The sequence below is a fragment of the Escherichia sp. MOD1-EC6300 genome (genome assembly GCF_002965045.1).
GTDB lineage: Bacteria > Pseudomonadota > Gammaproteobacteria > Enterobacterales > Enterobacteriaceae > Escherichia > Escherichia coli_F.
In genome coordinates this window covers 226,708-240,718 of record NZ_PTRH01000005.1, presented here as the reverse complement: position 1 = coordinate 240,718, position 14,011 = coordinate 226,708, and the positions used below count along the sequence as shown (strand labels likewise).

Annotated in this window: 12 protein-coding genes; 5 read left to right on the top strand and 7 right to left on the bottom strand. The window is 53.4% G+C overall.

All coding sequences use genetic code 11. The features are described from left to right. Positions 1 to 2 precede the first annotated feature (2 nt). Positions 3 to 512 carry a 5-(carboxyamino)imidazole ribonucleotide mutase gene (gene purE / locus BGE37_RS10555; protein WP_001295318.1) on the top strand — a complete coding sequence of 170 codons (510 nt, stop codon included), beginning with the start codon at positions 3 to 5 and terminating at the stop codon, positions 510 to 512. Next, positions 509 to 1,576, top strand: a complete 1,068-nt coding sequence (gene purK / locus BGE37_RS10550; protein ID WP_105288015.1) for a 5-(carboxyamino)imidazole ribonucleotide synthase — start codon at positions 509 to 511, stop codon at positions 1,574 to 1,576. Before purE ends, purK begins: the two co-directional genes overlap by 4 nt. 334 nt (positions 1,577 to 1,910) lie before the next feature. Here purK and BGE37_RS10545 read toward each other — a convergent pair whose 3' ends face one another. From BGE37_RS10545 to BGE37_RS10530, 4 genes are read right to left on the bottom strand one after another with little or no spacing between them, the layout of a single operon-like run. Further along, positions 1,911 to 2,807, bottom strand: coding sequence for a carbamate kinase (locus BGE37_RS10545; protein ID WP_105288014.1), 897 nt, complete (start codon positions 2,805 to 2,807; stop codon positions 1,911 to 1,913). Further along, positions 2,804 to 3,619: a DUF2877 domain-containing protein gene (locus tag BGE37_RS10540; protein WP_105288013.1), complete on the bottom strand. Its 816-nt coding sequence runs from the start codon at positions 3,617 to 3,619 to the stop codon at positions 2,804 to 2,806. Before BGE37_RS10540 ends, BGE37_RS10545 begins: the two co-directional genes overlap by 4 nt. Positions 3,620 to 3,629: 10 nt before the next feature. Beyond that, positions 3,630 to 4,889: a DUF1116 domain-containing protein gene (locus tag BGE37_RS10535; RefSeq protein ID WP_000495348.1), complete on the bottom strand. Its 1,260-nt coding sequence runs from the start codon at positions 4,887 to 4,889 to the stop codon at positions 3,630 to 3,632. 9 nt (positions 4,890 to 4,898) lie between these two features. Next, on the bottom strand, positions 4,899 to 6,566 hold the full coding sequence (locus BGE37_RS10530) for an acyl-CoA synthetase FdrA (protein WP_105288012.1): 1,668 nt from the start codon (positions 6,564 to 6,566) through the stop codon (positions 4,899 to 4,901). A 316-nt stretch (positions 6,567 to 6,882) separates the two neighbouring features. Between BGE37_RS10530 and allD the strand changes: the two genes are divergently transcribed. Genes allD through allE form a run of 3 tightly spaced genes read left to right on the top strand, consistent with a single transcriptional unit; the run spans position 6,883 to position 9,985 of the window. Continuing rightward, positions 6,883 to 7,932 carry an ureidoglycolate dehydrogenase gene (allD, locus tag BGE37_RS10525; protein ID WP_105288011.1) on the top strand — a complete coding sequence of 350 codons (1,050 nt, stop codon included), beginning with the start codon at positions 6,883 to 6,885 and terminating at the stop codon, positions 7,930 to 7,932. Positions 7,933 to 7,953: 21 nt separating this feature from the next. Next, on the top strand, positions 7,954 to 9,189 hold the full coding sequence (gene allC, locus BGE37_RS10520; protein WP_105277225.1) for an allantoate deiminase: 1,236 nt from the start codon (positions 7,954 to 7,956) through the stop codon (positions 9,187 to 9,189). A 10-nt stretch (positions 9,190 to 9,199) separates the two neighbouring features. Beyond that, positions 9,200 to 9,985, top strand: a complete 786-nt coding sequence (allE, locus tag BGE37_RS10515) for a (S)-ureidoglycine aminohydrolase (RefSeq protein ID WP_000540959.1) — start codon at positions 9,200 to 9,202, stop codon at positions 9,983 to 9,985. 129 nt (positions 9,986 to 10,114) lie between these two features. Here the strand turns inward: allE and glxK are convergent, their stop codons facing one another. From glxK to allB, 3 genes are read right to left on the bottom strand one after another with little or no spacing between them, the layout of a single operon-like run. Next, complete coding sequence (glxK, locus tag BGE37_RS10510) at positions 10,115 to 11,260, bottom strand: glycerate 3-kinase (protein WP_105288010.1); 1,146 nt, start codon at positions 11,258 to 11,260, stop codon at positions 10,115 to 10,117. Between the two features lie 21 nt (positions 11,261 to 11,281). After that, on the bottom strand, positions 11,282 to 12,583 hold the full coding sequence (locus tag BGE37_RS10505) for a uracil/xanthine transporter (protein ID WP_032302608.1): 1,302 nt from the start codon (positions 12,581 to 12,583) through the stop codon (positions 11,282 to 11,284). A gap of 56 nt (positions 12,584 to 12,639) precedes the next feature. Then, entirely contained in the window at positions 12,640 to 14,001 is a 1,362-nt protein-coding gene (gene allB, locus BGE37_RS10500) for an allantoinase AllB (protein WP_000006898.1), read from the bottom strand. Between the last annotated feature and the right edge of the window lie 10 nt (positions 14,002 to 14,011).

The window sequence follows — 14,011 nt, the reverse complement described above, 5'->3', positions numbered from 1 at the left end:
GCATGTCTTCCCGCAATAATCCGGCGCGTGTCGCCATCGTGATGGGGTCCAAAAGCGACTGGGCTACCATGCAGTTCGCCGCCGAAATCTTCGAAATCCTGAATGTCCCGCACCACGTTGAAGTGGTTTCTGCTCACCGCACCCCCGATAAACTGTTCAGCTTCGCCGAAAGTGCCGAAGAGAACGGTTATCAGGTGATTATTGCGGGCGCAGGCGGCGCAGCGCACCTGCCGGGCATGATTGCCGCCAAAACGCTGGTGCCAGTGCTGGGTGTGCCAGTACAGAGCGCCGCACTGAGCGGTGTCGATAGCCTCTACTCCATCGTACAAATGCCGCGCGGCATTCCGGTGGGTACGCTGGCGATTGGTAAAGCTGGCGCGGCAAACGCGGCGTTACTGGCAGCACAAATTCTTGCGACTCATGATAAAGAACTGCACCAGCGTCTGAATGACTGGCGCAAAGCACAAACTGATGAAGTGCTGGAAAACCCGGACCCGCGAGGTGCGGCATGAAACAGGTTTGCGTCCTCGGTAACGGGCAGTTAGGCCGTATGTTGCGCCAGGCAGGCGAACCGTTAGGCATTGCTGTCTGGCCGGTCGGGCTGGACGCTGAACCGGCGGCGGTGCCCTTTCAACAAAGCGTGATTACCGCTGAGATCGAACGCTGGCCGGAAACCGCATTAACGCGCGAGTTGGCACGCCATCCAGCCTTTGTGAACCGCGATGTGTTCCCAATTATTGCCGACCGTCTGACTCAGAAGCAGCTTTTCGACAAGCTTCACCTGCCGACTGCACCGTGGCAGTTACTTGCCGATCGCAGTGAGTGGCCTGCGGTGTTTGATCGTTTAGGTGAACTGGCGATTGTTAAGCGTCGTACTGGTGGCTATGACGGTCGCGGTCAATGGCGTTTACGCGCCGATGAAACCGCACAGTTACCGACTGAATGCTACGGCGAATGTATTGTCGAGCAGGGCATTAACTTCTCTGGCGAAGTATCGCTGGTTGGCGCGCGCGGCTTTGATGGCAGCACTGTGTTTTATCCGCTGACGCATAACCTGCATCAGGACGGTATTTTGCGCACCAGCGTCGCTTTCCCGCAGGCCAACGCACAGCAGCAGGCGCAGGCCGAAGAGATGCTGTCGGCGATTATGCAGGATCTGGGCTATGTGGGCGTGATGGCGATGGAGTGTTTTATCACTCCGCAAGGTCTGCTGATCAACGAACTGGCTCCGCGTGTGCATAACAGTGGTCACTGGACACAAAACGGTGCCAGCATCAGCCAGTTTGAGCTGCATCTGCGGGCGATTACCGATCTGCCGTTACCGCAACCGGTGGTAAATAGCCCGTCAGTGATGATCAACCTGATTGGTAGCGATGTGAACTATGACTGGCTGAAACTGCCGCTGGTGCATCTGCACTGGTACGACAAAGAAGTGCGTCCGGGCCGTAAGGTGGGGCATCTGAATTTGACCGACAGCGACACATCGCGTCTGACCGCAACGCTGGAAGCCTTAATCCCGCTGCTGCCGCCAGAGTATGCCAGCGGCGTGATGTGGGCGCAGAATAAGTTCAGTTAACCTGGTGCTCATATTCTTGCCGGATGCAGCGTGAACGCCTTATCCGGCCTACTAATCCGGTACCCATTGTAGGCCTGATAAGACGCGTCAAGCATCGCATCAGGCATGGTGCGCCGATTACCGGATGCGGCGTGAACGCCTTATCCGGCCTACTAATCCGGTACCCATTGTAGGCCTGATAAGACGCGTCAAGCGTCGCATCAGGCATGGTGCGCCGATTACCGGATGCGGCGTGAACGCCTTATCCTACTACCAATCCGGTACCCATTGTAGGCCTGATAAGACGCGTCAAGCGTCGCATCAGGCATGGTGCGCCATATGCTGGATGCTCCCATCACGACAGCGAAATACAGGTCCCCGCTTCGCCCGCCAGCGTCTCTTCAATCCGCGATAACGCCCCAATCCACGCAGGTTTACCACGGCTTCTGACATAGCCACTCACCGCCGTTACCTTCGGTCCCATCGCCCCATCGGCTTTGGCAAATGGCGCTAACTCATCCGGTGTGGCATGGCGAATGGCGCGTTGCTGCGGCGTTCCCCAGTTTTCATAAACCGCGTCAGCATCGGTGAGGATCACCAGTCCATCGGCATTAATCTGCTCGGCAAGCAACGCCGCGGCGAGATCTTTATCAATCACCGCTTCACTCCCTGCTCCGTTATCCGTCACCGGAACACCGCCGCCGCCACTGCAAATCACCACATGCCCCTCTTTGAGCAACAACTCGATGGCTTCGCTGTCGAGAATTTTACGAGGCTGGGGAGATGCCACCACCCGGCGTAAATATTTGCCATCACGCTTCATTTTCCAGCCGTAAGCCGTTTCCAGTGCCTCTTGTTCTTCTGGCTGATAAACCGGGCCGATAAACTTCTCTGGCTGCAAAAACGCCGGATCATCAGACGAAACCTCAATGCGCGTCAGCACCGTCGTGACAGGCGGCATCTGCGGCTGTGCGCTCAAGCTCTGCGCCAGCATATAGCCAATCATCCCCTGGCTTTCCGCCACCAGCACATCCAGTGGATACGGTTCGACCTCTTTCCACGCCAGATTCTGTAACGCCAACAATCCCACCTGCGGCCCGTTGCCGTGAACAATCGCCAGCCGATAAGTACGCGCCAGGCGCGCCAGCGCGGGAACAGCACTGGCAATGTTGCGATATTGATTTTCTGCCGTCAGCGCCTCACCGCGCTGGAGTAAGGCATTGCCCCCAAGAGCTACAACCAGTGTTTTCATGGTGTTCCTTGTAATAATTGTTGACCAAGCCAGAACCCCAGCAGCGTATCAGCCCCTGACGTATGCCCCAGCGCCAGCAGCGAATCAATCGCCACAGCGGTACGTTTCGGGCAACTCAGAGCATGAACAAAGTGCAGGAGTGGCGAGGCGAAATATCCTTGCGCGGCATAACGTAAATAATTAACGCTCACCGCTGTGGTAACGAGTTGAAGATTGTCGGAACAGGCAAAAAACGGGCGACCGGAGCGCGCATCTAAAGCGCCATAATACCAGGCTGCCAGCAGCATTCCCGTTAGCGTGTCATCATGACTCGGCGTTAATCCCGGCCCTTTACCCAGCCAGTGCCGCCAGTCGGTCTTAACGCCATTGAGCGCGGCCTGAAAACAGTGACGAAACTGGCGTAATTCAGCGGGAAGCGGATCGCCTGCCGCCAACGCCAGCGGCCCGAAAAGCCCGGTTTCCTCCGCGCGTTGCATCCATGCCGCTGCAAGCGGTTGGGGATGCGCAGGCGGCGTAATACGCAGCAAACAATAACGCTGTGGCTGTTTAACCGTGAAACGCCCGAGGCGAATCCCTTGAGCCACAACCTGTGGTCGTTCATTGCCGCATAATCCACCGCATAACGCATCGAATTGTGCGCGGCGAAGCACCCATCCTCCGGGACCGAAACCACTACCCTGACGATGCAGCGTTAACAATTCACCGCTTTCCGTCATCAGGTTAATCGCCCGCCGCCACACGCCCGCTAACCGCCAGGGCTGGCGATAATTCGGTGAACTACGGCTGGCAAGCAGAGGATGGATGATCGTCATTGCGCGTTCCTCAACCAATACCCATGCTTTCAGCCAGTGCTTCCAGCGCCTGTTCAAAGCACGCCAGCGGTGCCCGCACAGTGCCTGCACCAATCTGCCCGATCCCCGCTTCTTTATGGGCGATACCGGTATTGATGAGCGGCGTAATGCCGGTTTCTACCACGCGACGAATATCCAGCCCCAGACACGCGCCCTGGAAATCCCAGCCAGGGATCTGCAACTGCATATTGCGCTCAAGGAAGATTTCTGCCATCTCTTCAGATACTGCTCTGGCTGCTTCCATACCACCCGCACCGACAAAGCGTGTTACGCCAGGGGCGGCGATCATTGCCGCACCACCGATACCAAAGGTTTCGGTAATCGCGCTATCGCCCATATCCGGGTTCGCCTGCTCCTGCGAGAAGCCGGTGAAAAATAGACCTTGGGGAGTGTTTACAGGCGCAGTAAACCAGCGTTCGCCCAGCCCGCTGACCCGAATCCCGAACATATTGCCGTTGCGGGTCATAGCCGTGACGATGCTGCCTGCGCGGATCATCGCACCAGCATCCATCGCCGCCTTGCAGTAAGCCATCGCGAGGTTAAGGAAGAACTGATCGGTCACGCTGAGGAAATCCATCACTTCCGCGATGTGTTGTTTATCATGATCGAGGCGAGCAATTTGTGGGGCCAGCGCACGCATTAACAGTGCTGAGGAAGCAATATTGCGCTGATGGAACTCATCGCCCATGGTAATGCCCTGCGCCATCATCGCGGTGAGATCGATACCGCGCTCCATGCGCCCCAGCGCCGCGCTTAATACTGGCATTAACACATCGCGCATCCAGCGATGGCGAGTCAGGACATCTTCGCCGTAAGCGCCAAAACGCATCACTTTGCCGATACCTTCGTTGAGGTTGCAGTACGCCCGATTGCCGTCGGTCACGTTCTCGACCACCAGCATCGGCATACTGGCAGAAGTAATGCCGCCCATTGGCCCGACAGCATTCACATGGTGACAAGGAATGAAGTTCACTTCCCCCTGCTCCAGCATTGCCAGTGCCTGCGCTTCATCTTTCGCCCAGCCTTCAAACAGACATGCGCCCACACATGCCCCTTTCATGGGTCCGGTCATCTCCTGCCAGCGCATCGGCGGCCCGGCGTGAAGCAGTGTTTTACCCTGATTTAATTCATTAATGAGTGAAGAAGCCGGTTGCACATCCAGCCAGTGTGGACGAGCGCGACGAATTTGTTCGATAACCGCAGCATTGGCTTGCGCCACTGATGTAAACATGGGAACCCCTTATTGCAAACGTTCTAATAAACGAGCCAGTTTTTTATTGCCGCCAGCGACTGGCGACCATTGGTAATGCACAACCGGTTTGTTGGCGCTTTGTAGCTCCAGCGCAAAGCTGCGTAATCCGATGTTAATCACGGCGACGTTTTCCAGTAATGACGGTGTATGTTGCTGTGCGGCAGGCGAGAGCGGATGAATTAACGCCGCCGCCAGCAAGGTGGCTTCCGGTAGCGAACTCACTACCGCGATCCCCGCATCTTCCAGCGTGGCGATTTGCTGCGAGCGGCATTGCGGGTCACGTTCAGTGCCTGTCACCGTGGCAATGGCATACAGTGGTTGATTGTCTGGACGCGCGGCACAGGCTTTTTGCCAGGCGCTTACCAGCGGGGCAGCAGGATCGGTGGTCGCACCGAAGCCAATCACCACATCAAGCAGCAATACGCGCACTTGCGGTTTAGCGCCGAGATCGGCAATTAACTGGTTGCGTAAGGTTGGGTCAATCATCGGATGGGGACGCCCGACGGTGTAGAAATCATCGCCGAGGTCAATAATCTGGTGACCATCGGCGTCGAGCATCATGCCGTGATGATGGGTATCGTCGGCTACCACGCCAAGATGCGCGGCAAGTAATCCCGCCGCTTCGGCGGCTAACGTACCGCCGGTATACAAGCCGCAAATAAATCCGCTGCTGGCAGGCGCTATCGCGTTACGTCGCGCCGTAACGCGTGAAAGCAGGCAAGCCAGGCGCGCAGCCTCATCCAGCGAGGAGGCAAACCAGACATTCTCGTCGCGGGCCACCGCCGGGATATAACCTAAAAACAGCGCCACCGTCGGTTTGCCGGTTGCTTTCATGGCATTAACAATTTTCAGACGCACAGCTTCGGCAGGCGGTTTTGAAACAAACGCCAGCACTTCGCTTTTCTCGTCTACACTGAGCATTTCCAGCGCCGTTAGCGCACTGATGCCGCCCACTTCACGGCTGAGATCGCGCCCGCCAAGACCAATCGCGTGAGTAATTCCCTCACCTGCCAGCGCAATCTGTGAGCACAGCTCCTGAATCCCGGTACCGGAAGCGCCAATGACGCCAATGTTGCCTTCCGGCATCACGTTAGCAAAAGCCAGCGGCGTGGCGGCAATCATCGATGTACCGCAGTCCGGCCCCATCACCAGCAAACCTTTTTCCCGCGCGCGGGTTTTAAGTTGGATTTCATCTTCCAGCGTGACGTTATCGGAGAACATCATCACGTTGAGGTTGCGATCCAGCGCCTGGTTCGCCAGTTCCGCCGCATACTCGCCAGCCACTGAAATCAGCGCCAGATTGGCATTGGGTAATTTCTGACTGGCACTGTCCCAGCGACGTACCTGCGTCAACGCCTGGCTGCTGCCCGTTCCCTGCGCCAGTTGCTTTAGCGCCTCTTCAAGCTGCTGCATAATCGCCTGCGCGATCCCCGCATCCGCAGCTTCGCTACGAATTGCCACGCAAATATCGTTCGGCGTGGCGTGATTAAAATCGTCATGCCAGAAACCTGTAGTCTCTAGTAACGCTTTATTGGCGGGCGTACCCATCATTACGGAAACATCATCAACATTTTCTGATTCGCTGAGTTTTCGTGAAATAATCATTAAACTGACTGAATCCTGAAAACACCCTTTTTTAATAAAGGCGTGGATCATAACAACTCCTTAAAAATTGCACCCATGGCAATTGCACGAGCAGTGTTAATGTGGCGATTACGGTATCGATGACAACGAGTAAATAAGGTGATGAATATCACACAGACATTATTAACAAAAGAATTCAAATAACCGCCAGACTATTACACGTTATTTTTTAATAAGCATAGTTGTTTTAAAAACCAGGTTAAAAGCGAGCGGATTATCAAATAAATTCTAACTATATTTTTTTGCCTGTCTGGATCACATAATCCAGATATTTTCCCTGTATGTTAATTGCAGTCATGCTTCACACCATCGTTAAAAAGGAAGACAGATGAAAATCAGTCGGGAAACACTCCACCAGTTAATTGAGAATAAACTCTGTCAGGCTGGGTTAAAACGTGAGCACGCTGCAACCGTGGCTGAAGTATTGGTTTACGCCGATGCCAGAGGGATCCACTCTCATGGCGCGGTGCGCGTTGAATACTACGCAGAGCGCATATCAAAAGGCGGCACCAACCGCGAACCAGAGTTTCGTCTTGAAGAAACCGGACCGTGCTCGGCAATTTTACATGCCGACAATGCCGCCGGACAGGTCGCGGCAAAAATGGGTATGGAACATGCCATTAAAACAGCACAACAACATGGCGTGGCGGTGGTTGGCATCAGCCGAATGGGTCACAGCGGCGCAATCTCTTATTTTGTGCAGCAGGCAGCCCGCGCCGGATTGATTGGCATTTCGATGTGCCAGTCCGATCCAATGGTGGTGCCGTTTGGCGGCGCGGAAATTTACTACGGCACTAACCCACTGGCCTTTGCCGCGCCGGGAGAAGGCGACGAGATTCTTACTTTTGATATGGCGACTACCGTACAGGCATGGGGAAAAGTGCTCGACGCCCGCTCGCGCAATATGTCTATCCCGGATACCTGGGCGGTCGATAAAAACGGTGCACCAACAACCGATCCCTTCGCGGTTAACGCCCTGCTCCCGGCTGCCGGACCGAAAGGTTATGGCCTGATGATGATGATTGACGTCCTCTCAGGCGTCTTACTCGGCTTACCGTTCGGGCGTCAGGTCAGTTCGATGTATGACGATTTACACGCCGGACGTAATTTGGGGCAATTACATGTAGTTATTAATCCGAACTTTTTCTCCTCCAGCGAATTATTCCGTCAACATCTTAGCCAGACCATGCGCGAATTAAATGCCATTACCCCCGCGCCCGGTTTTAACCAGGTTTATTATCCCGGACAGGATCAGGATATTAAACAACACAAAACCGCCGTCGAAGGCATCGAAATTGTTGATGATATTTACCAGTATTTAATTTCCGACGCGCTTTATAACACGTCATACGAAACGAAAAATCCCTTTGCGCAATAATTGTTGAGACAGGACTTTCTTATGATTACACATTTCCGTCAAGCTATAGAAGAAACGCTGCCCTGGCTTTCCTCTTTTGGCGCTGACCCAGCGGGTGGGATGACCCGTTTACTTTATTCGCCGGAGTGGCTGGAAACCCAGCAGCAATTTAAAAAAAGAATGGCAGCAAGTGGGCTGGAAACACGTTTCGATGAAGTGGGGAATTTATACGGCCGCCTGAACGGCAGCGAATACCCTCAGGAAGTGATTCTGAGCGGTTCGCATATTGATACCGTGGTTAACGGCGGTAACCTCGACGGACAATTCGGCGCACTGGCGGCGTGGCTGGCGATTGACTGGCTGAAAACGCAATACGGCGCGCCGCTGCGAACGGTCGAAGTGGTGGCAATGGCGGAAGAAGAAGGCAGCCGCTTCCCGTATGTCTTCTGGGGCAGTAAAAATATCTTTGGGCTGGCGAATCCTGACGACGTGCGGAATATCTGTGATGCCAAAGGAAATAGTTTTGTCGATGCAATGAAGGCTTGCGGATTTACTCTGCCGAACGCCCCACTAACTCCGCGCCTGGACATCAAAGCCTTTGTCGAACTGCATATCGAACAGGGTTGTGTGCTGGAAAGTAATGGTCAGTCAATTGGCGTGGTGAATGCGATTGTCGGGCAACGTCGCTACACGGTGACGCTGAACGGCGAATCAAACCATGCAGGCACCACGCCGATGGGTTATCGTCGTGATACGGTTTACGCTTTCAGTCGCATTTGCCATCAGTCAGTTGAGAAAGCGAAAAAGATGGGCGATCCGCTGGTGCTGACCTTTGGCAAGGTGGAGCCGCGCCCGAATACGGTGAATGTAGTGCCGGGTAAAACCACGTTCACTATTGATTGTCGTCATACCGACACTGCCGTGTTGCGCGATTTTACCCAACAGTTAGAAAACGACATGCGGGCGATTTGCGATGAAATGGACATTGGTATTGATATCGATTTATGGATGGACGAAGAACCCGTGCCGATGAACAAGGAGCTTGTCGTCACCCTGACAGAATTGTGTGAAAGCGAAAAACTGAATTACCGGGTAATGCACAGTGGTGCCGGGCACGACGCACAAATTTTCGCGCCTCGCGTGCCGACCTGCATGATTTTCATTCCCAGCATCAACGGGATCAGCCATAACCCGGCGGAACGCACTAATATTAACGACCTTGCCGAAGGGGTCAAAACGTTGGCACTCATGCTTTATCAACTTGCCTGGCAGAAATAAGGAGTCATAAATGGGATATTTAAATAACGTCACCGGTTACCGCGATGATTTACTGGCTAACCGTGCGATTGTTAAACACGGTAATTTCGCGCTGCTAACCCCGGACGGTCTGGTAAAAAATATTATTCCGGGCTTTGAAAATTGTGACGCGACAATCCTCTCCACGCCAAAGCTGGGGGCCTCTTTTGTTGATTATCTGGTCACACTGCATCAAAACGGCGGCAACCAACAGGGCTTCGGTGGTGAAGGAATTGAAACGTTCCTGTATGTGATCTCTGGAAATATCACTGCCAAAGCCGAAGGGAAAACATTTACCTTAAGCGAAGGTGGTTATCTTTATTGCCCGCCAGGCTCCTTAATGACTTTTGTTAACGCCCAGGCCGAAGACAGCCAAATCTTTTTATATAAGCGTCGCTATGTTCCGGTAGAAGGTCATGCGCCGTGGCTGGTTTCTGGCAATGCCAGCGAACTGGAACGCATTCATTATGAAGGCATGGACGATGTTATTCTGCTGGATTTTCTGCCCAAAGAGTTAGGTTTTGATATGAACATGCATATCCTCTCTTTTGCGCCAGGTGCCAGCCACGGTTATATCGAAACTCACGTCCAGGAACACGGTGCCTATATTCTTTCCGGTCAGGGGGTTTATAACCTCGACAATAACTGGATCCCGGTGAAAAAAGGCGATTACATCTTTATGGGCGCTTATTCCTTACAGGCCGGTTATGGCGTAGGGCGTGGTGAAGCGTTTAGTTATATTTACTCGAAAGATTGTAACCGCGACGTTGAGATTTAAGTCATACCACACGCCTGATTATTTTTAGCTATGTTGGATTTTGCCACGGTTTATACCGTGGCTTTTTTTGTAGTCAATTCAGGTAAAAAAAAGATGCGATATAAATCGCATCCGCTTTAAAGGTAAGAGTCAGTTTTTAATTCCCTGACCTATTTTAATGGCGCAGGCAATATTTCGCGCACAGTTGAAGAGATTGGTTTCACCGCTTGCGAGCACTTCGGCTAAAGGTGCCAGACGTGGCAAAATGCTGAATACCGCGTCAATGCCGTACTGGTGCACCACTTCCACGCCATCACCCAATACGCCAGCAATCCCAATCACCGGTACATTAAACTGCTTCGCCACCGATGCCACACCCAGCGGCGCTTTACCGCCTGCCGTTTGCGAGTCGATGCGCCCTTCCCCGGTGATCACCAGTGCTGCACCCTGCACCGCCTGCGCAAGATTGACCGCATTCAACACAATCTCAATACCCGGTTTAATATCCGCATTGAGGAATACCGCCGCCGCAATGCCCATGCCTCCGGCAGCACCGCCGCCCGCCATCTGGCAGACGTTGATTTCAGTTAGCTGTTGTAAAACACGGGCGTAATTTTGCAGCCCCTGTTCCAGCTCTTCGACCATTTCTGGCGTTGCCCCTTTTTGCGGGCCAAACACCGCCGCCGCGCCGCGTGCCCCTACTAACGGATTATCTACATCGCACGCTACTTCAATATGGCAGTTCGCCAGGCGCGGATCGCACTCCTCCATCTCAATGCTTGCCACGCGCGCTAAATTGCCACCGTTAGCCGCCAGCGCCTGACCGTCGGCATCAAGGAAACTCGCACCAAGCGCCTGCGCCATGCCCATACCGCCGTCGACCGTCGCGCTACCACCAATGCCGAGAATAATATGGCGAATACCGTTATCCAGCGCATGACGAATCAGCTCGCCAGTGCCATAACTTGACGCCAGCAACGGATTACGCTTCTCAGGCGCGACCAGCATCAGGCCACTTGCCGCCGCCATCTCAATCACCGCCGTTTTCCCGTCGCCGGTAAGGCCATAAAAAGCATTCACTTTTTCGCCCATCGGTCCACAGACTTCAAGTGTTACGATTTTGCCGCCCGTCGCTGCGACCATCGCCTCCACCGTCCCTTCGCCGCCATCCGCTATCGGCAAACAGATATAGTGCGCATCGGGAAAGAGGGTCGAAAACCCGGCTTTAATTGCCTGACAACATTTTTCTGCACTTAAGCTCTCTTTAAACGAGTCTGGCGCAATGACAATCTTCATTATCAATCCTTTTTCAAAAAATTATTCGATACGTTCCCACGGAATAAGATTATCCATAAGAACAGCCAGTAAAATTCCGACCAGTAAGCCGTTACTGAGCAGAGGGCGAAGCGTTAATGGAAGGTCTTGCAGATACACAGGCGGTAATGCCATTAAAAATATGCCGACAAATAACGGCAATGCGAGTCGATAAATATTGCGAGCAGTAAATGTTATTTGTTGGCTAAATACCAGCGCGGAAAAGAGTAAAGGCAGATAAGAAACTAGCATGACCGCGCTACTCACCGGTAAGGGGATACTACAAAACAGTCGCGTGAGTGCCGGAACCAGTGCCACCAGCAGGCAAATAACGCTGCCATAAATAAACGAACGCCGCGTGTAATCGCCAGTCTGGGTTAATAAACCAATGGATGAAACAAACGGTGAAAATGGAATTACCGCCAGCGGCACGGTTATCAGCGTCATAAATCCGGTCGCCACAAAGCTGCGACGATAACGCGTATTCCCCGCGCCCTGTTGCGGATAAAAAACATCCGTGCCACGAATCGCACCGTAGGTATTGCTGATATTTACCAGACCTGTAATCACCGCCGTCAGAATAATCCCCGGCAACAAAGCACCGCCACTGCCGAGCGGGAACCACTGCCAGTGCAACTCACCGGAAAGCGAGTGCGAAGAAGGAAAGCAAAAGTACCACAACAACCAGCCGGTTATCGTACCGACCAGCAGGCCATAACGGGCAAAACGTTGCGGCAGGAAGATAATCATCGCCAGTACCAGGCACATCACCGCCACCGAGAGCGCGAACGGCGGTAACTGAATTTTAAAATTTGGGTCGGCTATGCCAAACGGCAGGCCGAGCATACCTTTGAAAAAGATAGTGGTCAGCTGCGCGCCCAGCATCAACATAAACAAGACCATCACAGACGGCGTAAATAACCGCGCCAGGCGATGACCTAATCCGCTAAAACCAATCAACATCGTCAGCACGCCAGAAATCGCAATCCCTACCGCCAGACTGGTAGCGATATCGTTGATCGGGGTCCCGCGCGATGCTTCGCCAAGGGTAATAGTAAGGATGGTTCCCCACCACAGGCCGCCCGGACCTTCCATAATAGCGCGACGATGGCCGCAGAACGCCTGAGCGAAACAGGCTAGCGCGGTAGCAAGAAAAGCATATTGCGTGAGCGTAAGCAGGCTACTTTGCGGCAACTGAAAAGCCGAAAGTAGCGTAGGAGGAACCACAACCGTGTTACAAAAAATAAAGAAAAACCACTGAAATCCTGATAACAGGCTTTCACGGCTCACTGCAAAATTGAACATAAACACACCTTAACCGGAGAATGCCCGCCGCAAGGACGGGCATTGCAGGGGCCAGATTACTGCTGATGTTTAAGGATAAATTGACCTTTCGGCGCAACAGGGAAACCCTGTTCGATGTCGTAAATCACATCACCACGTAAGAGGGTTTTCGTGATACGCGCGCCAATGGTACGGCCAACATACGGGCTGACTTTGTGGCGATATTCCAGATCGTCATTGGTAAGAACATAGCTGCTATTCGGCTGAATGAAGACGAAGTCGGCATCTTTTCCTGGGGCGATCCGGCCTTTTTGCTGCAAACCGAAAATATCTGCTGCGTTAGTTGCCATTAATTTGCCGAACATCGGCAGAGACATACCACGTTTCTGTACTGCTTCATCGAACATCACGTCCATGCAGCTTTGCAGACCGGCGATACCGCCCCATGCTTTCATGATGTTGCCTGCTTTCATTTCCGGCGGGCATGGAGAGTGGTCGGAAACCAGGCAGTCGATTTCACCGTTAAACAGTTTTTCCCACATGCCTTTCTGGTTTTCCAGATCGCGGATCGGCGGTGAACACTTCGCCAGAGTACCGATTTCTTCGAACTGATCGGTATCCAGTACAAAGTAATGCGGGCAGGATTCACAGGTAACGTCCTGGCCTTCCTGACGCGCACGAGTCACCTCTTCAACACCTTCCGGGCTGCTGATGTGGCAAACGTGCAGACGGCAACCGGCGACTTTCGCCAGGTACAGTACGCGGCGAATCGCTTCCACTTCGGTAAACACCGGACGCGAAGCCACATAGTCATGAGCGGTTACGCGACCTTCGCGCTTCGCTTCTTCTCCCAGTTCGTCACAGATCAGCGCATTTTCGCAGTGCACCAGCACTGGCTGACCCAGTTCGCCCAGCTTCTGCGCACCTTTGAAGAACTGCCAGTCATTGACGTCACGGAAGTCGTTGTCGATACCGCGATCGCCACAGGTCGCAACGAAGCATTTGAAGCCGACAACGCCCACTTCATCCAGCTCATGCAGACGGTCGATGTTGTAAGACACCAGGCCACCGAGTTGCGCCGCATCGATAGTCAGCTTGCCTTTAGCGGCATCAAACTTCAGTTCAATCGATGCGCGGTCAACCGTTGCAGGCAGCTGGTTGAGCGGCATTTCGATCATGGTGGTGATACCCCCTTTTGCCGCTGCGCGAGTACCCGTTTCATAACCTTCCCAGTGGCTACGACCCGGTTCAGAAATATGGGTGTGCGCATCAACCATGCCTGGCGAAACCACCAGACCAGACGCATCCATAACTTCTTTTGCATCGCCCAGATCCTGACCGATAGCAGCAATTTTTCCGCCTTTAACGGCGATATCTACAACGCGAGCTTCGTTTTCTAAAATAACGGTGCCGTTTTTAATGATTAAATCAAAAGACATAACAAACTCC